General features: G+C 31.8%; 18 protein-coding genes and 1 pseudogene. 18 read left to right on the plus strand and 1 reads right to left on the minus strand.

Annotation, left to right across the window (positions count from 1 at the left end):
* Positions 1 to 187: 187 nt before the first annotated feature.
* The gene (locus tag ACWJKE_RS02020; RefSeq protein WP_216302548.1) at positions 188 to 580 is read left to right on the plus strand and encodes a DUF1523 domain-containing protein; all 393 of its coding nucleotides are present in this window, start codon (positions 188 to 190) and stop codon (positions 578 to 580) included.
* 131 nt (positions 581 to 711) lie between these two features.
* Here the strand turns inward: ACWJKE_RS02020 and ACWJKE_RS02025 are convergent, their stop codons facing one another.
* Positions 712 to 1872: a M20 family metallopeptidase gene (locus ACWJKE_RS02025; RefSeq protein WP_216302549.1), complete on the minus strand. Its 1161-nt coding sequence runs from the start codon at positions 1870 to 1872 to the stop codon at positions 712 to 714.
* A 427-nt stretch (positions 1873 to 2299) separates the two neighbouring features.
* Between ACWJKE_RS02025 and ACWJKE_RS02030 the strand changes: the two genes are divergently transcribed.
* The 17 genes and pseudogenes from ACWJKE_RS02030 to ACWJKE_RS02110 all read left to right on the plus strand — a co-directional run bounded on the left by ACWJKE_RS02030 (position 2300) and on the right by ACWJKE_RS02110 (position 22292).
* Positions 2300 to 2662, plus strand: coding sequence for a phage holin family protein (locus tag ACWJKE_RS02030; RefSeq protein WP_165414002.1), 363 nt, complete (start codon positions 2300 to 2302; stop codon positions 2660 to 2662).
* A 315-nt stretch (positions 2663 to 2977) separates the two neighbouring features.
* Positions 2978 to 4528 (plus strand): FAD-dependent oxidoreductase, encoded by a 1551-nt coding sequence (locus tag ACWJKE_RS02035; RefSeq protein WP_220319501.1) that lies wholly within the window; start codon positions 2978 to 2980, stop codon positions 4526 to 4528.
* A gap of 248 nt (positions 4529 to 4776) precedes the next feature.
* The gene (locus ACWJKE_RS02040) at positions 4777 to 5700 is read left to right on the plus strand and encodes a DUF2935 domain-containing protein (RefSeq protein ID WP_220319502.1); all 924 of its coding nucleotides are present in this window, start codon (positions 4777 to 4779) and stop codon (positions 5698 to 5700) included.
* A gap of 642 nt (positions 5701 to 6342) precedes the next feature.
* On the plus strand, positions 6343 to 7266 hold the full coding sequence (locus tag ACWJKE_RS02045; protein ID WP_216303106.1) for a polysaccharide deacetylase family protein: 924 nt from the start codon (positions 6343 to 6345) through the stop codon (positions 7264 to 7266).
* 182 nt (positions 7267 to 7448) lie between these two features.
* Positions 7449 to 9779 carry a xanthine dehydrogenase family protein molybdopterin-binding subunit gene (locus ACWJKE_RS02050; protein ID WP_462959123.1) on the plus strand — a complete coding sequence of 777 codons (2331 nt, stop codon included), beginning with the start codon at positions 7449 to 7451 and terminating at the stop codon, positions 9777 to 9779.
* Complete coding sequence (locus ACWJKE_RS02055) at positions 9779 to 10618, plus strand: FAD binding domain-containing protein (protein ID WP_462959124.1); 840 nt, start codon at positions 9779 to 9781, stop codon at positions 10616 to 10618. Before ACWJKE_RS02050 ends, ACWJKE_RS02055 begins: the two co-directional genes overlap by 1 nt.
* Positions 10615 to 11088 (plus strand): (2Fe-2S)-binding protein, encoded by a 474-nt coding sequence (locus ACWJKE_RS02060; protein WP_220285898.1) that lies wholly within the window; start codon positions 10615 to 10617, stop codon positions 11086 to 11088. The genes ACWJKE_RS02055 and ACWJKE_RS02060 overlap by 4 nt, the downstream gene beginning before the upstream one ends.
* 234 nt (positions 11089 to 11322) lie before the next feature.
* The gene (locus ACWJKE_RS02065) at positions 11323 to 12846 is read left to right on the plus strand and encodes a YifB family Mg chelatase-like AAA ATPase (protein ID WP_220285897.1); all 1524 of its coding nucleotides are present in this window, start codon (positions 11323 to 11325) and stop codon (positions 12844 to 12846) included.
* A 199-nt stretch (positions 12847 to 13045) separates the two neighbouring features.
* A pseudogene (gene dprA, locus ACWJKE_RS02070) lies at positions 13046 to 14127 on the plus strand (DNA-processing protein DprA).
* 47 nt (positions 14128 to 14174) lie between these two features.
* Positions 14175 to 16286 (plus strand): type I DNA topoisomerase, encoded by a 2112-nt coding sequence (gene topA / locus ACWJKE_RS02075; RefSeq protein WP_216303099.1) that lies wholly within the window; start codon positions 14175 to 14177, stop codon positions 16284 to 16286.
* 223 nt (positions 16287 to 16509) lie between these two features.
* Positions 16510 to 17286: a GTP-sensing pleiotropic transcriptional regulator CodY gene (codY, locus tag ACWJKE_RS02080; RefSeq protein ID WP_165414693.1), complete on the plus strand. Its 777-nt coding sequence runs from the start codon at positions 16510 to 16512 to the stop codon at positions 17284 to 17286.
* 232 nt (positions 17287 to 17518) lie between these two features.
* A complete protein-coding gene (gene rpsB, locus ACWJKE_RS02085) occupies positions 17519 to 18220 on the plus strand; it encodes a 30S ribosomal protein S2 (protein WP_165412164.1) in 702 nt (233 codons plus the stop codon).
* A 112-nt stretch (positions 18221 to 18332) separates the two neighbouring features.
* Complete coding sequence (gene tsf, locus ACWJKE_RS02090) at positions 18333 to 19253, plus strand: translation elongation factor Ts (protein ID WP_220285896.1); 921 nt, start codon at positions 18333 to 18335, stop codon at positions 19251 to 19253.
* 70 nt (positions 19254 to 19323) lie between these two features.
* Positions 19324 to 20052 carry a UMP kinase gene (pyrH, locus tag ACWJKE_RS02095; protein WP_216303097.1) on the plus strand — a complete coding sequence of 243 codons (729 nt, stop codon included), beginning with the start codon at positions 19324 to 19326 and terminating at the stop codon, positions 20050 to 20052.
* Between the two features lie 15 nt (positions 20053 to 20067).
* Positions 20068 to 20625 carry a ribosome recycling factor gene (frr, locus tag ACWJKE_RS02100; RefSeq protein WP_216303094.1) on the plus strand — a complete coding sequence of 186 codons (558 nt, stop codon included), beginning with the start codon at positions 20068 to 20070 and terminating at the stop codon, positions 20623 to 20625.
* A 144-nt stretch (positions 20626 to 20769) separates the two neighbouring features.
* Entirely contained in the window at positions 20770 to 21474 is a 705-nt protein-coding gene (locus ACWJKE_RS02105) for an isoprenyl transferase (protein ID WP_253198183.1), read from the plus strand.
* 11 nt (positions 21475 to 21485) lie between these two features.
* The gene (locus ACWJKE_RS02110; RefSeq protein ID WP_216303091.1) at positions 21486 to 22292 is read left to right on the plus strand and encodes a phosphatidate cytidylyltransferase; all 807 of its coding nucleotides are present in this window, start codon (positions 21486 to 21488) and stop codon (positions 22290 to 22292) included.
* The last annotated feature ends 41 nt before the right edge of the window (positions 22293 to 22333 follow it).

Consider the following 22333-nt stretch of genomic DNA (forward strand, 5'->3'; position numbering starts at 1 on the left):
TATACAACTTACCTAAATTCAAAAAGTCTGTAGATTGGATAATGTTCTAGTTTACCTCAATCCATTTATTTATGCTATGTATTAAAACAAAATTAGTTTAGAAAAAATTTATATATATTATGTTCTAATATCTAGAAAAAGGAGTAACAATTAAAGTAAATGAATTTATTAAAATAAAGGAGATTTTATGATAAAAAACATTTCTTATAAATTTAGGGATAGATTTTTTTCGAAATTTAAGATTGGAAAAATAATAATTATCATTATTGTAATGGTAGGCGTAGGTATATTCTTTCCGCATTTTTTTAGAAATACTTATACAGTAACCATTGCAAATAAACGAATAATAAGACATGATAATATTGATAGGTATTTAATTTATGCACAAATGGAGAATGGCGATATAAAGGTATTTGAGGATGCTAATAGTTTATTAGAATTTAAAATTCATTCTGAAGATGTGTACTGGGGATTGACAATTAATAGAAAATACGAAATTAAAGCATATGGCTTGAGTATACCTTTATTATCGTATTATCAAAATATCACAAAAATTAAAGGGTTAAATAGGGAAAAATGAAGTTATATATTGATTCGTTGTTACGATATCAATTTTTGTTCTTTTTTTATTTTCATGAGACATACATTTATTATATATTTTTGTGCATATTTATACAGTAAGTTAATGCTCTTGCTTTTTATTAGGAATGATTACTTTAAACTGTCATCAAACTCTTTTCTTATCATGGAAAGCAGGTTGTTATCAGTAATAACATCGTACCCAGTACAAGCGAGTGCCGTAGCCCCTATAATCAAAGAATTATGGGCCTGATGCGTTATTGTTGCTTTAGCCATTTCATCGGTATGTAAGTTCAATTTTGGGTTTCCTATTCCAAGCAGAGGATGTATTGATGGTACAATGTAACTTACATTTCCCATATCTAGTGAGCCGATATTTTCTGGTGGGTTGATATCTGTTATACCGCACATTCTCAAGTTTTCATTAAATGCATCAGATAAATTTTTATTAGTATTCATATCATCAAAAGAGGGCTCATATAAGCTGATTTTTACACTCGCCCCAGTCATGAGTGCGGCTCCATTTGCAATGTTTTTCACCTTTTGTATCACTTCTTTAAGATAGGCCTTTTTCTGGGCTCTTATGTAGAATTTTGCAACAGCCTTATCGGGCACTATATTGGCAGCTACACCACCTTCGCTGATAATGCCATGTATTCTTACATCTGAGGTCACATGTTGTCTCATTGCATTTATACCATTAAACATTAATAGCACAGCATCCAGTGCGTTAATTCCATTTTCAGGTGTGCTTGCAGAGTGGCTTGACTTTCCTGTAAAATCAAACTCTAGTGCTTCCATAGCCAAGGATGATCCACTTGAACATGTCTTGCCATACGGATGCATCATCATAGCAACATCAACATTGTCAAATACTCCTTGTTCAACCATATCAACTTTCGCACCAAATGTTTCCTCGGCAGGGGTTCCATATACTTCTATTTTCCCACCAACTTGGCTTATTACTTTGCTTAAAGCAACAGCTGCTCCGGCACTAATTGTTCCTATCATGTCGTGACCACAGCCATGTCCTATTCCTGGTAATGAATCATATTCACACAAAAATGCAATGGTTGGACCTTTTAGGTTACTGTCATATATAGCTTTGAATGCAGTTTCCCTGTTTGCTATATTAATATCGACTTTGAAAGAATGTTCTTCAAGAAAAGATGTTAATTTTTCAACCGCTTTAAATTCCTCACAACCTAATTCTGGGTTATTATATATATAATCATTTATTTCCAATAGATCTTCTTTTATATTTTCAATTTCATTAATGATTTGATTTTTCATCTTGTATACTCCTTTGTTCTTAGGCTTATATAACATAATAATTAAAATGGTTGTAACATTTGCTATATTTAAAATGGGAAATATGCATAATTATACGGTGATTAATATTTTTTGTCAAATATAAGTAAGCATGATTTCTGTGTTCACTTTATAAAGTTAATTGAGTATCAAGTATAAAAGAATTTTTAAAATGTAGTTTTAATGGAAGGTAGAAGTAAGATAGCTGTAACTGGTTATTAAATGGTCATTCACGGTAACACTTTCTTATTAATTACTACTTATATTATTAACAGCTTTTATTAATTTATAATTTTTATTTTATGGTAATAGTTAGTGAAATAATGTTTGTTTATTTTTCATAATAAAATTTCAGCTTCTTGGTAAACATATAAGTATAAAAAAATTTAAATAAGGAGGTAATTTAATTATGGAAAATAAAGAGAAAAAAGGTGCTTTTAATAGCTTAACAGGTATGATAATAAGATTTGTAGTAACTTCAATTATATTAGCTATAACGTCATTTTTAACACCAGGTTTTGTACTTGTGGGTCTACGGTCAATTATATTAGCGGCGGTAGTTATATCTTTAATAGATTATTTAGTGGAAAAACTTATGCGCGTCGATGCATCGCCTTTTGGGAAGGGAATAAAAGGGTTTGTAATAGCGGCTATAATATTATATATAGCGCAATTCCTAGTACCTGGGATGAGAGTATCTATGATAGGTGCAATATTTGCTTCAATAGTCATTGGAATACTAGATGCTATACTACCAGGAAGAGCAATATAATCGCTGGAGTGAGAGCATTAAAAATTAAAATTTATAGTTAGTACATTTTTGTAATAAACAGCAAATAATAAATTATATTTGAATATTGAATATTTTTAAAATGGTTAGGAGGAGCTTATGCTCCTCTTAACCATTTTCATCACATTAAATCAATACAGATACAATATTATTCACCCGTGACATGCACAAACTACTTCTATATTTTCTATCAATCTTTTTTTGAAAATTTGTGACATAATTTTTAATGTACATATTTTTAATTTGTAAACACAAAATAAAATTGTTCTTTTATTATTAAAGGGAGGAAGTAATTTTATGGATGAAAAAAATGATGTATGTATTAATAAACAATTAAAATCAAAATCTTATTGGATTGATTCAACTAATGAAACAAACTATAAAGCTTTAGAAAAAGATGTTAAAGTTGATATAGCAATAATAGGGGGAGGTATTACAGGCATAACAACTGCTCTCCTTTTAAAAAATGAAGGGTTCAAAGTTGCGTTAATTGAAGCAGATAAAATAGCCAAGGGAGCTACAGGGCACACCACAGCTTATATTACTTCACAACATGATATAATATATAGTAATTTAATTAGAAGTGTGGGAATTGAAAAAGCTAAGCAGTATGCAGATGCTAATGAAGGGGCAATAGATTTTATAGAATGTATGGTGAAAAAATATAATATTGATTGCGATTTTTGTAGGCTACCAGCATACATCTATACAACGGATGAAAACTATATAGATACTATTAAGGAAGAAGCAGAAGCTGCTAAAAGGCTAGGTATAAAAGCAAAATATGTTGAAAAGTTGGATTTGCCATTTTCAATAAAGGGTGCATTATGTTTTGAAAATCAAGCTCAATTTCACCCTAGAAAATACCTCCTTGAAATTGCTAAAAACATTTCTAGCAATGATTGTAACATATATGAAAATACCAGAGCTGTAGATATTGAACATGATGATTTATACACTGTAATAACAGACACAGGCTTTAAAGTAATAGCTCCAATAGTTGTTTTAGCTTCACATTTTCCTTTTTATGATGGGTTAGGGCTGTATTTTGCAAGGCTTCGACCACAAAGGTCATATGTAATAACTGCAAAAATAAAGGATGAATTGCCAAAAGGTACATTTGTAGATGCAGGGGAGAAAGGTTGGTATTTTCGTTCACAAAAGTATAAGGATGTCCAGATGATAATTATCGGGGGCCAAGATCATAAAACTGCTCATGGTGGTGATATGATAAAACATTATGTTAATTTAGAAAAGTATGCTGAAAAAAACTTTAGTATTGAAAAATTTTTGTATAGATGGTCGACTCAAGACTATATAACAATAGATGGTGTGCCATATGTAGGTAATCTTACTTCTTCATCAGAAAATATTTATGTTGCTACAGGTTATGGTGAATGGGGAATGACAAATGGAACAGCGGCTGCGAATATACTAAGGGATATTATAGTTAATAAGGTAAGTCCTTATCAAGACGTATATAATCCATCGCGTAATATTTCAACTGATGGGATTAAGAATTTTGCTAAGGAGAATTTTGATGTTGCAAAGCAATTAATAAAGGGAAAACTTCAAGTTGGACAATATAATATTGAATTAAAAAATGATGAGGGAAAGATGGTAGAGATTGATGGAGAAAGGTATGGAGCATATAGGGACAAAAATGGAAAACTGCATATAGTTGATATAACATGTACGCACATAGGTTGTGAACTGAAATGGAATAGTGCGGAAAAATCCTGGGATTGCCCTTGTCATGGATCAAGATTTACTTTTGAAGGCGATATTATAGAAGGCCCAGCCGTTAACAGGTTAAATCACTACAAAGAAAGTGATAATATGGAGTGAAAGATCTACGTCAAAATTCAATAAGCTTCATCTATAAAATTAGTATACTCCATACAATAATAGTATGGGGTTATTTTACGGTGAAAGCCTTCGGTGATTTATTGTCCATCAGACCTTTGGACGTCACAGTTTCATCAAGAGTATTATGATTGAAATAAAAGTTGTTGTAAAATATTATTTTTATAATCATTTAATACATTTATTCTGAATATATTATTAATGATGAAATAATAATTTAGGAGTATGTTATGATATCAAATCAAAAATTTATAAATCAATCTTTAGAGTTAAATCTATTCTTTCTAAGAATAATGAAGGAGCACTCCATATTTTTGGAGGCAGCATTTGTTATAAAGGATAGAAATTTAATCAATCAAGCGGATGCCTTTAAAAATGAATTTACTAGATTGCTTTCACATGCAATATCCTTGTCTGACGGAGTAATTCCTGTTAGAGTGTTAAAGGCAAATGAAATTTCGACTAAATATACAATGGATGCTGAGAGGGCGACTCAATTTGCTACTGGAATTTTTATAGACTCAAGCGTAACTGCTATGGAGAACTCATTAGTACCTGGAATGAATAATATGAACCTATCCATGTTAACTGAACATGTTTATGCGCTGAATTACAATTCTATAGCAGCGACTAATATGATTGCTAAATTCAAAGCCAAACTTAAAAGCGATGTTTTATCCTGCAAGGTATTTACTACCGCTTATCCATTGTTAATAGATCATATACTTAGGGAGGCAATATTCTTTGCAACGTTATTAACAAGATTACAAAATGGTATTGAGATTGATGTGCAAAGAGATATAGTTGAACAGGAAACCTTTTGGAACAGAATAATGTCAGAGCATTCTTACTTTATTAGAGGGTTATTAGATCCTACTGAAGTGGAACTATTCGATATATCAAATAATTTTGGGAAAGAATTTGAAACACTAAGAAAAGAAGCATCTGCTGTGAATAAATCTTCATTAGAGTTATCTGGCCTTACGGATAACACTTTAAGACAAACTATTAAGATTAGAGAATTTAAGACTCAGGCTACTGAAGGACTCTTAAATTGTAAAATCAAGTCAATAATTGTTCCGCTTTTGGCAGATCATGTCCTTAGAGAAGCCAATCATTATATAAACCTTTTAGAGTTATTCCGTGACAAGTAGGACATTTAATATGTTAAAGTAAAGAAGGATTACATGGGAAATAAAGTTTTTCTATGAGTATAAAAATAATGGATAAACAAGTTAAATTTTGATAGTACTTATTATTAAATAGGACATAAAAAATAAAATAAGAATCATATTATACAAGTATAAAATGGACCCTATAAGGGATACAGTTAAAAAAAGAGGCATAATTGTCTCAAAGTTAACTGACTCTACTTTGTAGGGTATTTTTGTCATAATTGTATTGAACCACATGGATAGCCAGGAATACGAGAAATTAATTCCATAAATGACCTTTCCCCACTGTTTTCCCTTTGCCACTATAAATCAAATATTTCTTAAACGCAACAAGTACACTATGCTTGTGACTAAATAATATATAAAAAGTAAAATAAGAGTTATATTATATTTCTATAATATAACTCTTATTTATTTTCAAATTATGCCTGCTGCTTTTATAGTAATTAAAGGGTTTTACATTCTTTTATAGAAGTTAAAAGAGTGGGAGGTGAGGGTGTGGATGTAAATGCTTTGAGGGATATAAAGAATTCTATGTATTGTATTACTGGCACTCTAACTCATTTTATATAATAGCAAAATTATGAAAACTTAATAATTTAAGAAAGGTTTGATTATTTTATGAAAAAATTATTTAACGTATTTGGCCTCTTAGTATTACTTATAGGTTCAGTATTTATTACTTATAAAATACATGCTCCGATTAAAATAACAGAGACGCAATCTTCTGTAGATAAGACTACAGATAAAGAAAACATAATTCAACCTACTGCCAGTGAACTCACGCTACCTCAAACTTCCTCGGACACAGCTACGAAAAAAGCTCAAGTCATTTATGATATTTTAGGTACAAGTAGTAGACCTACAATCTATCCCGATGCAGCAATGACAAAATGGAGAAAAAATGTAGTGAACTTAGCTAAAAAATATCCTTCTGACTTATATATTAATGGCCAAAATGTAAACAAGGTAGTAGCACTTACATTTGATGATGGTCCAGACCCCATAAATACTCCTAAAATTATTAAAGTATTACGCGAGAATAATATTCAAGGCACTTTTTTCTGTATTGGTAAACAAATCGAAGCATGCAAATCCATAATTAAAGAGGCCTATGAAGATGGAAATGTAATATCAAATCATAGTTGGGCTCATAAAGACTTCGCCACTATTAATGCATCTGAAATTAGGAATGAAGTAACTTTAACTGAAAATGAAATCAATAAGGTAATAGGAAAAACGCCTGCATTAATAAGAGTACCCTATGGTGATACAAATGATGCTGTTCAGAATTCTTTAACAACATTAAATTACAAAAACATAATTTGGTCCACCGATACCTTAGATTGGGAGCAACGCGAAGTTGATAATATTGTTAAAAATTCAGTTGAAAACGTACGTCCTGGAGAAATAATCTTAATGCATTGTAATGAAGATAAAAAAGTCACTACCGAGGCACTGCCACAAATTATTTCAAAGCTTAAAGAAATGGGATACAGCTTCGTTACTGTAGATAAGCTTTTAGAGATATCAGCATATAAATAATTAAAACTTAACTGAATGTCAATTTGCTTTAGTCAATTACACTGTATCCATAAGATATCAGGATCATATGCTACTATTTCTTTGATAATTCATTTGAGCACCTCAGCCTGAAATAAATTCATAATGATTAACAATAATAAATACATTATAAAAGTATATGAATATTATTTAAAGGAGAGTCTATGCATAAAATAAATAATATAGGTAAAAGTGTGCCTAGAAAAGAGTCTTTAGATAAAGTAACAGGTATGGCTAAATATACCAATGATTATCAAATTCCAGGACTTTTATATGCAAGAATGATAACAAGTCCTCATGCTCATGCAAAAATAAAATCTATTGAATATGCAGATTCATTAAAATCTCCAGGAGTTAGGGCGGTAATAACAGGCAAGTACTTTCCGCAGCTTATAGGATCAACTATTATTGATAGACCTCCTATTGCAATAGATAAAGTAAGATACAATGGTGAACCCGTGGCGGTGGTGGTGGCTGATAGCGAAATCGAGGCTGAAAAAGCGGCTTTGCTTATAAAAATACAGTATAAACCTTTGCAAGTTGTGAATTCTCCTGGCGAGGCTCTTAAAAAAGATGCCCCATTGGTTCATGAAAATCTTGGTCAATATACAATTATAGATGATACGCTGCCAGAAGCTAATACAAATATTGCTAACAGAACTAAAATAAGAAAAGGTGATATTAGAAAGGCTTTGGATAAAAGTGAGGTAACTGTCGAAGCTAGCTTTTCTTTTCCACCCTCAGATCATGCTGCTATGGAAACCAGGTGTGTACGGGCAGAAATATTACCGGATGGTAGGGTTATTATATACTCTGCTTCTCAGGCACCCTTTGTAATAAAAAAGCTTATAAGTGATTTCTTTAAAATTGACCCTGGTAAGGTTATTGTTAATGTACCTTTAGTAGGTGGGGCTTATGGAGGTAAAACAGCTGTACAGCTAGAATTCATTGCTTATTTGTGTTCAAAGGCGGTTGGAGGAAGACAAGTTAAACTTACAAATACAAGAGAAGAAGATATGATTACATCTCCAGTTCATATAGGTCTTGATGCAAAAGTTAAGCTAGGATGCACAAAATATGGGAGGCTAACTGCTGTAAAGATAACATATTTATTTGATGGAGGTGCATACTCAGATAGAGCGGTAATTATAAGTAGGGCAGCTGCTATAGACTGTACAGGGCCATACAATATTGAAAATGTATGGTGCGATTCATTGTGTATGTATACAAATCATCCTTATGCTGCAGCTTTCAGAGGCTTCGGTCATGCGGAGCTTACATTCCCAATAGAGAGAATAATCGATATACTAGCGGATAAGATTGGGATGGATCCTTTAGAATTAAGATTAAGAAATGCAATATTACCAGGGGATACTAGCCCTACTCAAACTTTACTCACTAGAAGTAATTTGGGAAATTTACCGAAGTGTATTGGAAGGTTATCTGAACTAATACATTGGGAAGAGGGAAGAATAGCTGAAACCGAGGATGGTAAAGTGAAGGCTAAAGGTATAAGCTTCTTCTGGAAGAATTCAAATACAGCTTTAAATGCAGGAGGAGGAGCAATTCTTACCTTTAATCCGGATGGAAGCATTAATCTTATTTGTGGTGCAGTTGAAATGGGGCAGGGAACTAAAACAGCTTTGGCACAGATATTAGCAGAAAAAATGAAAATGGATGTAGATCAAATCCATGTAGTGATGGATGTTAATACTCAGACATCTCCAGATCACTGGAAAACAGCTGCAAGCAGGACTATTTTGCTGATTGGTAGAGCAATACTTAGAGCAGCTGAGGATGCTATTGATCAACTATGTATAACAGCAGCTATTCCTTTAAGGTGTTCCACCGATGAACTGGAAGTTGGTTGGGGAAGAGTATTTTTAAAAGACAATCCCCAAATAGGAATAAAAATAAGTAAAATAGCATTTGGCTATACCTATCCCAATGGAAATTCAGTTGGAGGACAGGTTATTGGAAGAGGAAGTTTTGTTTTAAAACATCTAACAGGATTAGATCCTGAAACTGGCAAAGGTAATCCAGGTCCAGAGTGGACTGTTGGTGCAACAGCTGTAGAAGTAGAATTTGATAAAAAGGAATATACCTACAAAATTACAAAGGCAGCTTGTGTTATAGATGCAGGGAAGGTTATTAATCCAGCGATTGCAAAAGGTCAAATTTCTGGTGGTATGAACCAGGGATTGAGTTTTGCTAGTAGAGAAGCATTTTTGTTTACGGATAAAGGCATTATTCAGAATAAGCAGCTAAGAACATATGAAATTACGAGATTTGGAGAAACTCCAGAGTATCTTGTAGACTTTATAGAAACTCCACAAATAGACGCCCCATATGGTGCAAGAGGAATTGGAGAACATGGTGTAATTGGAATGCCAGCAGCGCTTGCAAACAGCTTATCTTATGCGGCAAATGTCCCCCTTAACCAATTGCCGTTAACTCCTGAGTTCATATGGAAAGCAAAAGAGGGAGGACAATAATGATTGCATTGGATTTTGAGTATTATAAACCTGATTCATTAGATGAGGCAGTAGAACTGTATCACAATCTTCGCCAGAGCGGTAAGGAGCCTTTATATTATTCGGGTGGTACAGAAATAATCACTATGGCAAGGAGAAATGATATATCTACAAAGGCAGTAATAGACACTAAAGGAATTTCTGAGTGCAATGTATTTGAAAAAAGAGGCGACCAGCTAGTAATAGGAGCTGCAGTTACGCTTGCTCGCATTGCCGAGAATAAATTAATCCCATTCTTGAGTAAGACAGCAAACTTTCCGGCAGATCATACATCGCGTAATTTGATAACTGTAGGAGGGGATATTTGTGGTAAAATCATATATAAGGAAGCGATTTTAGGCTATTTAATTGCAGATAGCAATGCAGTTATATATGGAGAAAAAGGTAAAAGGATAGTTCCAATAAATCGTGCTTTTAATCAAAGTCTTCAACTGGAAAAAGGAGAATTGCTTTTTCAATTGACAACAGATGTGAGTTATTCCGATTTGCCTAATATATGTATAAAGAAGACCAAACAAGAAAAGATAGGGTACCCTTTAATTAGTATGGCTGCACTTAGGAAACACAATAATATTCAAATGGCATTTAGCGGGGTCTGTGCTTTTCCATTTAGGTCTATAGAAATGGAAGGGTATATAAATAACAAAAATGTTTCAAAGGAGAAAAGGATAGAACAGGCGATAAGTCATTTGCCTGCTCCTATATTGGGCAATATGCAAGGTTCCTCTGGATATAAGAAGTTCGTATTAAGAAATTTGCTAGATTATACTTTGGAAATACTGGATGGTGAAGGGAAATGATATCATATATTGAGACATCAAAAATAGAACTCAATATTAATGGCGAAAAGAGAAAGTTAGTTATTAGGCCTGCGGATACCCTACTTAGGGTGCTTAGAGAACAATTGGGACTAACTGGAGCAAAGGCTGGGTGCGAAAATGGAGATTGTGGTACATGTACTGTACTCTTAGATGGATTGCCTGTTAAATCATGTATTATGCTAGCTGTTGAAGCTATTGGACATAAAGTGACCACTATTGAGGGCTTAAAAGAAGAGCCAATTCAAAAAGCTTTTATAGATAAATGGAGTTTTCAATGTGGATATTGTACTCCAGGTTTCATAATGAACTGTTATGGACTTATAACCATTCACCCGGATGCAGATGACGAAACTATTGAGGAATGGCTTCAATCCAATATTTGCAGATGCACATCATATGAAGAGATTAGAGAAGCTGTAAAATCAGTATTACTCTTAAATAAAAAATGAGGGTTATGTAAAAATTAACGGAATAAGTAGCATGGTATCTAAGTTTGGATGCATTGTATTAGGTCAGATTTAACCCAACTTATAGCACAGGTAAAGTTATTATGCCTGTGTTTTTTGTTTTTTGTTTAAAATAAAAAGCTTTAATGAACTAAATTATATGAATAATGAGTCTACAGAAAATTATTTTGTCAATAATTATGAAATAGAAGGAATAATAAAGGTTAAGGTGATAATATGGCAATACAAATTATGTCTGCTGCTTTTACAGGAATTAAAGGGGTTATAGTTACTGTTGAAATTGATATCACTCGAGGGTTGCCTGCTTTAAACATTGTTGGACTTGCAGATATTGCAGTTAAAGAATCAAAAGAGCGAGTACGTTCTGCAATACTAAACTCAGGGTTTGATTTTCCAGTAAATAGAATAACTATAAATTTAGCACCAGCAGATTTAAAAAAAGAAGGGTCTCTATTTGATTTGCCTATAGCTATAGGGATACTTCTGGCAACTAAACAAATTATTGTTAATGATATTAACGATTATCTTTTTATCGGAGAATTATCTTTGTCTGGAAAGTTAAGAAAAGTAAGAGGCTCATTACCTGTGGTTATGGAAGGAATAGAAAACGGAATTGAAAAATTTATTGTTCCTAGTAACAACGCAAAAGAATGTAGTCTTGTTAAATCTGCAAAGATATTTCCTTTAGATAATTTAAATCAAGTAGTGAGTTTTTTAACTTATAAGGACTTGTTGCCTTATAAGCAGTGCAATGATTTAGAAATATTAATAAATGAAGAGTTAGATTATGAAGACGTTATGGGACAAGAAAGCTCAAAACGTGCTATTGAAGTAGCCGCTGCAGGAAATCATAATTTACTTATGTATGGTCCACCTGGTTCAGGTAAATCCATGATGGCTAAGAGAATTCCTACTATACTACCATCTTTAAGTCAAGAGGAATCACTTGAGGTTACTAAAATTTATAGTGTTTCTGGAAATCTTGGTGATAATGGAGGGATTATTCTGCAAAGACCTTTTAGGAGTCCGCATCATACTATATCACGAATTGCTTTGGTTGGTGGTGGAAATAAGTTAATACCTGGAGAAATCTCTTTAGCGCATAAAGGAGTATTGTTTTTAGATGAAATATTAGAATTTAAAAAAAATGTAATAGAAATACTAAGGCAACCTTTAGAGGATAGAAAAATTAATATTTCAAGAATAAATGGAACTGTAGAATATCCATCAAACTTTATGTTTGTAAGTGCCTTAAATCCATGTCCTTGTGGATATTACGGATCTTATGAGAAGCGATGTAGTTGTAGTGATTATGAAAGAAGAAGGTATTTGAGTAAACTATCAGGCCCACTTCTAGACCGCATTGATATATTTACAGCAGTAAATGCTCTGCCTTATAATAAAATAGCTAGTGGGAAAAGTAGTGAAAAATCTAATGTTATTAAAAAAAGAGTAGAGGTAGCAAGAGATATTCAAGAAAAAAGATTTAGAACGGAAGAAATTCACTGTAATGCAGAGATGAGCCAAAAGCTAATTAAAAGGTACTGCCATTTAGATAATAAAGCTAGTAAAATCATGGAATTAATGTATAATAAATTTACTCTAAGCACAAGAGCTTATTCTAGAATTCTTAAGGTAGCAAGGACTATTGCAGATTTAGATGAAAGTGAGAATATCTTAGATAAACATATAATTGAAGCTATGCAATATAGAAAATTTATAGATGAAAAGATAGTTTAACGACATTTCAGAAGGGAAGTCTCCCACTTCTATAAGTGGGAGTTCCATACTATAACAAAGAGAAAACTTCAGTGGGAGTGTAAATCTCCTTCTGAAGTCGTCAATGCATCTTCTGTGAAGATGTTTCAGCTCCGCAGGAGATGATTTAATTGGTAATATAAAAAAATAAATTTAAGTTAGTGGAGGTAGAGTGAAAAAAATGAATGACTATGATATATGGTTTTCTTTAATTAAATTATCCCCTAAAAATAAACTGAAATTAATAAATGATTTTCATAATACAGAAAAAATATGGTATTATGGTGTACATAATAAAAAAACAGAATATTTTAAAAATAATTTAATTGACGTACTTACAGATGCTTGGAATGAGGGTGAAATTGATAAGGTAAAAAAAAATTAGAGGTTAATGAAATAAAATCAGTTACTTATTTAGAAGAGGAATATCCTAAAAAATTAAAAAATTATGATGATGCACCATTTGCGTTATTTTATAAAGGAAACATATTGCCATTAGAGGATGGATTCAATATTTCTATAGTTGGTTCGAGGAAGTATTCAAATTATGGTAAGGATGTTACTAAAATTATATGCTCGGATTTATGTGCTAATAATATTAACATTATTAGCGGAATGGCTAAGGGCATTGACACTTTTGCCCATGAAAGTTGTTTAGAAGGCGAAGGCTATACTTGTGCAGTTTTAGGTTCAGGGTTAGATATAGTATACCCAAAAGAAAATCTTAAAATTTTCAATGAGATAATTGAAAAAGGTGCTGTTATTTCAGAGTTTTTACCAGGAACACCACCACATGCTTACAACTTTCCCCAAAGGAATAGAATAATAAGCGCTCTCGGTGATATTATTATTGTAATAGAGGCTGGTGAAAAAAGTGGATCTTTAATTACTGCAAATTTAGCACTCGAACAAGGCAAAGATGTTATGGCTGTGCCAGGCTCTATATTTTCATATGAAAGCAAAGGAACCAATAAATTAATTAAGGATGGAGCATACCCTATGACTTGTTCTGATGATATATTTAATTTAATGGGGATAGAGATGAAGAATCAAAAAAAAACCACTGTGCGGTCTTTTAATAGTCAAATTAACAAAAAGATATATAGCATTATAAATGATAGTCCACTACATATAAACGATATTATTAGAATAACTAACATTGACATAAAACAATTATATGAGGTATTATTTGAAATGCAGATTAAAAATGAAATATTATGTCTATCAGGAAACTATTATGTAAAAGTAAATGACAAAATATAAGTAAATATATATTAACTATATTAGAATACATTGATGGAGGGGATAAGATGGGACAAAAACTTGTTATAGTTGAGTCGCCGGCTAAAGCTAAAACTATAAAAAAATATTTAGGAAGTAGTTATGTAGTTGAGGCGTCCATGGGGCATGTTAGAGATTTGCCAAAAAGCCAATTGGGGGTTGACATAGAAAATAATTATGAACCTAAATATATAACTATCCGTGGTAAGGGAGAACTTCTTTCGAAACTAAGAAAAGAAGCAAAAAAAAGCGACAAGATTTATTTGGCAACAGATCCTGATAGGGAGGGTGAAGCTATAGCTTGGCATTTAGCAAAAGCCTTAAAAATAGATGAAAAAGATAAGTGTCGGATAGAATTCAATGAGATAACCAAAACAGCGGTTAAAAACGCTATAAAGTCGCCAAGGGTAATAAATGCGACACTTGTGGATGCCCAACAAGCAAGGCGTATACTTGATAGATTGGTTGGATATGAAATTAGTCCTATACTTTGGAGAAAAGTTAAATGGGGACTTAGTGCAGGTCGAGTTCAATCAGTTACACTTAAAATAATCTGTGACAGACAAAAGGAAATAGAAAAATTTATAAGCAAAGAGTATTGGACTATAGAATGCGAGTTGTACAAAGAAGGAGATTCTCAGAAATTAAATGTTAAATTAGCTTCTAAGGGTAAAGAAAAAGTTGAAATGAATTCTAAAGAAGAAAGTGATAATGTCATTAATGAACTTAAGGAAAAAGAATTCATTATAAGCAAAATAAAGAAATCATCGAAGACTAGAAAACCATTACCACCATTCATAACAAGTACATTGCAGCAAGATGCATATAGAAAACTTAATTTTGCAACTAAAAGAACTATGTCTATTGCGCAACAATTATATGAAGGTATGGAGATAGAAGGACATGGAACAGTGGGATTAATTACATATATGAGAACTGATTCTACTAGAATAGCTGAAGAAGCTCAAATAAATGCGAAAGAATTTATTGAGAGTAAATATGGGGAGAAGTACTATCCGAGTACCCCTAGAATATACAAAAGTAAAAAAAACATACAAGATGCTCATGAAGCTGTTAGACCTTCTTATGTTGAAATAACGCCAGAGATAGCAAAAAAAACTCTTAAAGCTCCACAATACAAACTATATAAATTAATTTGGAATAGATATGTAGCAAGTCAAATGGAATCATGTTTACTAAATACCATATCTATTGATATAGTAAATGGAGACTATGTGTTTAAGGCATCGGGGTCTAAAGTATCCTTCGATGGATTCAGAAAAATTTATGATGAAGAGCCAGATGAAGAAGAAAATACTTTGAAAATTCCAGAATTGAATGAAGGAGACATTCTGCAATGTGAAAAAACCGAAGGAAAGCAGCATTTTACTCAGCCACCTGCTAAATTTTCTGAGGCATCTCTTGTAAAAACATTAGAAGAAAATGGCATAGGAAGACCTAGTACTTATGCACCTATTATTACAACTCTTCTAAATAGAAAGTATGTAGAAAAAGACCAAAAGATTTTAGAAGTTACAGAAATAGGAAATATTGTGAATGACATTTTAAGTGAATACTTTAAACAGATAGTGGATATTGAATTTACAGCACAAATGGAGAATAATTTAGATTATATAGAACAAGGACAGGAAAAGTGGCAAAATATAGTTAGTGAATTTTTTACACCATTAAAAGAAGATATTGAAATTGCTGAAAAAGAGATAGCTAAAATCACAATAGAAGATGAAGTTACAGACGTAGAATGTGATAAATGTGGCAAGTTAATGGTAATAAAACATGGAAGATTTGGTGATTTCATGGCATGCCCTGGTTACCCAGAATGCAAAAATACAAAAGCAATTACTAAAGAACTAGAACTTCCATGCCCTAAATGTGGCGGGAAAATTTTAGAAAGAAGAAGTAAGAAAGGAACTAGATTTTTTGGATGCAGTAATTATCCAGAATGTGATTTTGTAAGCTGGTTTGAGCCTACCGAAATAAAATGTTCTGAGTGTGGTACATATATGTTAAAAAGATATAGTAAAACTAAAGGCGATTATATGGAATGTTCTAATAAAGAATGTAAACATAAGGAATACAAAGTCGAAGAAAATAGGGAAGAGAGTAGTGAGGAAAAGTAAAATTTATACAATAAGTCAAAAATTTACTAGAATTTAATAAATATAATGTCGAAATTTAAAAAACACTGTTGATATAGCATGAATGTTGTGATAGTATTAAGTGGACAAGGAACGATTCTAAAAATTTGAAATATTTTGAATTTTGCTTATGCTAAAGCAAGATAGATTTATGAATTGGATTAAATAATATAGATTGTGTTTTATAACATAAATGAGGAGGAATATTGTGTCACTATTAGCTAAAACAAGAATGCTAAATAAAATATTGCAAAAATCAGGAACGGAGCCAGTAGTTTTTGATGATATTTGTAATTTGCTAAGCGATGTATTGCAATGTAATGTATATATTATTAGCAGAAAAGGAAAAATATTGGGTTATAATTTATCAAGCGGATTTGAATGTGAAATCGTAAAGGATGAAATTATAAAAAATATGAGATTTCCGGAAAATTACAATAATAGTTTGCTTAATGTCAACGAAACAAGGGCTAATCTTACGAATAAAAATATTTGTGTATTCCAAGATGATAGGGAATGCTCAATAGAAAATAAATTATCCACCATAGTACCGATAAATGGTAACAGAGAGAGATTAGGTACTCTTTTACTTGCTAGATTTGATAAAGAGTTTACAGATGATGATTTAGTCTTAGTTGAATATAGTGCTACTATAGTTGGACTTGAGATTTTGAGAGCTAAAAATGATTTGATAGAAGAAGAAGAAAGGAAAAAAGCAGTAGTGCAACTTGCTATTGGAACACTATCTTATTCTGAACTAGAAGCTGTACAACATATTTTCAATGAATTAGACGGAATTGAAGGCTTGTTAGTAGCATCTAGAATAGCAGACAAAGTTGGAATAACTAGATCTGTTATTGTTAATGCACTTAGAAAATTTGAAAGTGCAGGAGTAATAGAATCAAGATCACTTGGAATGAAGGGTACTCATATCAAAATATTAAATGAGAAGCTAATTGACGAGCTTAAAAAAATAAAATAATTTGAGGCAGAGCAATTTTGTTCTGCCTTAAATTGTTTTTAATTATTAAAATATAAATATAGATGAAACAAGTATTTCAATTTTATTAAAAAAAATATTGAATACATTATCACATTGTGATATACTATGTAGGTAAGAAAATACACACATTGCTTGATTATGGAAGGGTTCCGATATTTGGACTTCAATAAGATGATGGTGATGGAGGTAAAAACCAAGGAGGTTATTATTAATGGCAGTTATTTCAATGAAACAATTATTAGAGGCAGGTGTTCACTTCGGACATCAAACTAGAAGATGGAATCCTAAAATGGCACCATACATATTTACAGAAAGAAATGGTATATACATTATCGATTTACAAAAAACAGTTAGAAAAATAGATGAGGCATATGATTTCATAAAATCTGTATCTGAAGAAGGTAAGGATGTTCTATTTGTAGGAACAAAAAAACAAGCTCAAGAAGCTATTAAATTTGAATCAGTAAGAGCAGGAATGCATTTTGTAAACAATAGATGGTTAGGTGGAATGTTAACAAACTTTAAAACAATTAAAACAAGAATACAAAGATTAGAAGAGTTATTTAAAATGGAAGAAGACGGAATATTTGAAGTTCTTCCAAAAAAAGAAGTTAGTCACCTTCTAAATGAAAGAGAAAAACTAGAAAAGAATTTAGGCGGAATAAGAAGCATGGATGCAAATAAAATTGGAGCTCTATTTGTTGTAGATCCAAGAAAAGAAAAGAATGCGATTTCTGAAGCTAAAATTCTTGGAATTCCTGTAGTTGCAATAGTTGACACAAACTGTGATCCAGATGAAGTTGATTATGTAATTCCAGGTAATGATGATGCTATAAGAGCAGTTAAATTAATAACTGAAAGATTAGCTGATGCTATTATAGAAGGCAGACAAGGTGAACAATTAGCTGAATAATAGTAACTATATTTATCTAATAATATAATTATTGATATAACAGTTGGGGGGTAGGTGAAAGTTAATTCTTTCATTTACCTTTTAAATTAGATAGGAATAGGAGGAAATAATAATGATTAGTGCAAGTATGGTTAAAGAGTTAAGAGAAAAAACTGGAGCCGGTATGATGGATTGTAAAAGGGCTCTAAGTGAAACAGAGGGTGACATAGAAAAAGCGGTTGAACTTTTAAGAGAAAAAGGTTTAGCAGCAGCTGCAAAAAAATCTGGAAGAATAGCTGCAGAAGGATTAGTAAACTCATATATTTCAGATGACATGAAAGTTGGATCTGTTGTAGAGGTTAATTGCGAAACGGATTTTGTAGCTGATAATGAAGATTTTGTTACTTTAGCGAAAAACATAACAATGCAAGCAGTACAAACTACTTCAACTACTATTGATGAATTAGTTTCTGAAAAATACATAGCTGATGAAGCAATTACTGTTACGGATGCCGTAACAGCTTTAATAGCAAAATTGGGCGAGAACATGTCTGTAAGAAGATTTCAAAAGTTTTCTATTGAAAATGGTATAGTTCAAAGCTATATTCACGGTGGCGGAAGAATAGGTGTTTTAGTAGAACTCGCTTGCGCAAAACAAGATGATGTATTAATTACGATTGCTAAAGATGTTGCAATGCAAATTGCAGCTACTAGTCCTTTATTCTTAGATAACACTTGTGTTGATAGTGAAACTTTAGAAAAAGAAAAAGAAATATACAGAGTACAAGCAATAAACGAAGGAAAACCAGAAAAAATCATTGAAAAAATGGTTATGGGTAGAGTAAATAAGTATTATAAAGAAGTTTGCTTGCTTGAACAAGTTTGGGTTAAAAATGCTGACTATACTATTAAAAAATATCTTCAAGAAGAATCTAAAAAACTTGGTGCTGACATAACTATAACAAGATATGTGAGATTTGAAAGAGGAGAAGGCATAGAAAAGAAGGAAGAAAACTTTGCTGAAGAAGTTCAAAGACAAGTACAGGGTAAATAACAATTAAAGAGAACACTACGTGTTCTCTTTTTTAAAATAAGTAATACTATAAATTGGAGGTATAATGTTTATGGAGGTTGCTAAATATAAAAGAGTTATGTTAAAGATTTCAGGAGAAGCTTTAGCTGGTGAAAAAGGATTTGGAATAGACTTTGAAATTACAAATGAGATAGCACTTCAAATAAAAGAATTGGTTGAGTTAGGTGTTGAGATAGGCATAGTTGTTGGAGGCGGAAACATATGGCGTGGTAGAAGTGGTGAAGGCATGGACAGGACTACTGCGGATTATATGGGAATGATGGCAACTTGCATTAATGCATTAGCGCTTCAAGACTCTTTGGAGAATATAGGCGTAAATACTAGAGTACAAACTGCCATTGAAATGAAGGCGGTAGCAGAACCATTTATAAGAAGAAGAGCTATGAGGCATTTAGAAAAAGGTAGGGTTGTTATATTCGCAGCTGGTACAGGCAATCCATATTTTTCAACAGATACAACAGCGGCACTTAGGGCGGCAGAAATAGAAGCTGAAGTAATTTTGCTTGCTAAAAAAGTAGATGGAGTTTACGATAAGGATCCTCATAAATATAATGATGCGAAGAAGTTTGATAATCTTACATATCTTAATGTTCTTGAAAGAGGTCTACAAGTTATGGATTCTACGGCTACATCATTATGTATGGACAATAATATACCTATATTAGTTTTTGGACTAGATAATCCTGAAAATATAAAAAGAGCAATTTTAGGAGAAGAAATTGGTACTTTAGTATCAGATTGTACTAAAGAATCAATATAAAATGGAGGGAATTCTATGATTAAACAAATTATTAGTATTGCTGATGAAAAAATGAATAAAACTATTGCTGTTTTTAAACATGAGATTTCAGGTATGAAAGCAGGGAGAGCAAATGCTACAATGCTAGATAGGGTTCATGTTGAATGTTATGGAAGTCTTATGCCATTAAATCAAATAGCAAACATTTCAGCACCGGAACCTAGAGTATTACTTATCCAGCCATGGGATAAATCTTCTATGAAAGATATAGAAAGAGCTATATTGAAATCCGATTTAGGATTAAACCCATCAAGTGATGGATCAGCAATTAGATTAATTATTCCTGAACTTACAGAAGAAACAAGAAAAGTTTTAATTAAAACTGTAAAGAAAACAGGAGAAGATGCTAAAGTAGCTATAAGATCTATTAGGCGAGATGCTAATGATAAAATTAAGGCTTTGAAAAAAAACACCGAAATTACTGAGGATGAAGCTAAAAAATCAGAAGATATCATCCAAAAAGAAACAGATAAATTTATTAAAGAAATAGATACATTAATAGAGGTTAAAGAAAAAGAAGTAATGGCCGTTTAATATATAATTTTAAATAGAACCTGCAGTTATGCAGGTTCTATTTAAGATTATAATATAACTAATAAAAAGGAGGGAATTTTATTGAAAACATTATTCGCTTTTTTTAAAAAAAATAAAAGTACAAGTAATAATATTGAGTTAGATATGTCGAGAATACCTGAACATATTGCAATTATAATGGATGGGAATGGTAGATGGGCTAAGGAGCGTAATTTGCCGAGAGCACTTGGACATAAGGCTGGAGTAGAAGCAATAAGAAGAATTGTAAAAGAGTGCAACAAATTAGGGGTTAAATATTTAACATTATACGCATTTTCAACTGAAAATTGGAATAGACCTTTACAAGAAGTAGACGCTCTAATGAAATTATTAGTAGAATATTTAAAAAATGAGTTCGAGGAATTGAACGCCAATGATGTTGTTATCAATTCTATTGGTAACATATCAAAATTACCACAGATTTGCATAACGGAATTAAACTCTGCTTATGAAAGGACAAAGAATAATAAGGGGTTAATTTTAAATCTAGCTTTAAATTATGGAGGAAGAAACGAAATAGTAGATGCTGTAAAAGAAATTTGTTTAGATTTGAAGAATAAAAAAATATATGAAGATGAAATAACTGAGGGTTTATTTTCAAAGTATTTGTATACAAAAGAAATGCCCGACCCAGACCTTATAATAAGACCTAGTGGGGAGTTAAGATTAAGTAATTTTTTACTATGGCAGAGTGCATACTCAGAACTTTGGTTTTCAGATATTAATTGGCCGGATTTTCATGAGAAGCAATTGAAATGTGCAATATTAAATTATCAAAAAAGAGACAGAAGATTTGGAAAGGTTAAATAGAGGAGAAAATTATGAATAATAGATATATAGGAGCACTGATGTTAGCTCCGTTAATAATATTTTTAATTTTAGGTGGAGAGTACTTAAAATATAGTGTAATGGTACTTTCGCTTTTTGGAATGTATGAGTTCTATAAAGTTTCTAGAAAAAAACACTATAAGCCAATTGGAATTATAGGATATATTTTATGTATAGTATATTACTTGAATATGAGCAAGGATTTTTCAGCAAGTTTTAATGTATACATTTTAATAGTAACAATTCTTTTACTATTATGTATTCCGGTGATTTATACAAAATATAATTTTGTTGATGTGGCCCTCACTATATTCGGATTTTTATATGTGGCAGTATTTTTTAGTTTTATAGTGTTTATAAACAATAAAACCTACGGTCAATATTTAGTTTGGATTATATTTATTTGCTCGTGGGTCTGTGATACGTCAGCCTATTATTGTGGAAGATTTTTAGGTAAAGGTGGCAAACATAAGCTCTGCCCTAAAGTTAGCCCTAATAAAACAATTGAGGGCTCAATAGGAGGCCTTTTAGGCAGCACTATAGGGTGTACAATTTATGGCTATGTTATTTCAAAATATGGTGTACCTATTCAATTATATCATTACGCTATAATTGGCGTTCTTTGTGGCAGTTTCGGACAACTTGGAGATTTAATTGCGTCATCTATAAAAAGATTTGTAGGAGCCAAAGATTACAGTAGCCTTATTCCAGGACATGGTGGAGTTTTAGATCGGTTTGATAGTATTCTATTTGTGTCTGTGGTAGCATTTTATTATATTACATTTATATTAGTAATTTAAATTCATATATACTAAAGGTACAAGAAATTAATAGTGCACCT

Source organism: Clostridium sp. CM036 (assembly GCF_055081135.1).

Bases quoted from the DNA above. Each gene is read 5' to 3' on its own strand.
- ACWJKE_RS02020 (WP_216302548.1), top strand. From the start codon at position 188: ATGATAAAAAACATTTCTTATAAATTTAGGGATAGATTTTTTTCGAAA.
- ACWJKE_RS02025 (WP_216302549.1), bottom strand. From the start codon at position 1,872: ATGAAAAATCAAATCATTAATGAAATTGAAAATATAAAAGAAGATCTA.
- ACWJKE_RS02030 (WP_165414002.1), top strand. From the start codon at position 2,300: ATGGAAAATAAAGAGAAAAAAGGTGCTTTTAATAGCTTAACAGGTATG.
- ACWJKE_RS02035 (WP_220319501.1), top strand. From the start codon at position 2,978: ATGGATGAAAAAAATGATGTATGTATTAATAAACAATTAAAATCAAAA.
- ACWJKE_RS02040 (WP_220319502.1), top strand. From the start codon at position 4,777: ATGATATCAAATCAAAAATTTATAAATCAATCTTTAGAGTTAAATCTA.
- ACWJKE_RS02045 (WP_216303106.1), top strand. From the start codon at position 6,343: ATGAAAAAATTATTTAACGTATTTGGCCTCTTAGTATTACTTATAGGT.
- ACWJKE_RS02050 (WP_462959123.1), top strand. From the start codon at position 7,449: ATGCATAAAATAAATAATATAGGTAAAAGTGTGCCTAGAAAAGAGTCT.
- ACWJKE_RS02055 (WP_462959124.1), top strand. From the start codon at position 9,779: ATGATTGCATTGGATTTTGAGTATTATAAACCTGATTCATTAGATGAG.
- ACWJKE_RS02060 (WP_220285898.1), top strand. From the start codon at position 10,615: ATGATATCATATATTGAGACATCAAAAATAGAACTCAATATTAATGGC.
- ACWJKE_RS02065 (WP_220285897.1), top strand. From the start codon at position 11,323: ATGGCAATACAAATTATGTCTGCTGCTTTTACAGGAATTAAAGGGGTT.
- topA (WP_216303099.1), top strand. From the start codon at position 14,175: ATGGGACAAAAACTTGTTATAGTTGAGTCGCCGGCTAAAGCTAAAACT.
- rpsB (WP_165412164.1), top strand. From the start codon at position 17,519: ATGGCAGTTATTTCAATGAAACAATTATTAGAGGCAGGTGTTCACTTC.
- tsf (WP_220285896.1), top strand. From the start codon at position 18,333: ATGATTAGTGCAAGTATGGTTAAAGAGTTAAGAGAAAAAACTGGAGCC.
- pyrH (WP_216303097.1), top strand. From the start codon at position 19,324: ATGGAGGTTGCTAAATATAAAAGAGTTATGTTAAAGATTTCAGGAGAA.
- frr (WP_216303094.1), top strand. From the start codon at position 20,068: ATGATTAAACAAATTATTAGTATTGCTGATGAAAAAATGAATAAAACT.
- ACWJKE_RS02105 (WP_253198183.1), top strand. From the start codon at position 20,770: ATGTCGAGAATACCTGAACATATTGCAATTATAATGGATGGGAATGGT.
- ACWJKE_RS02110 (WP_216303091.1), top strand. From the start codon at position 21,486: ATGAATAATAGATATATAGGAGCACTGATGTTAGCTCCGTTAATAATA.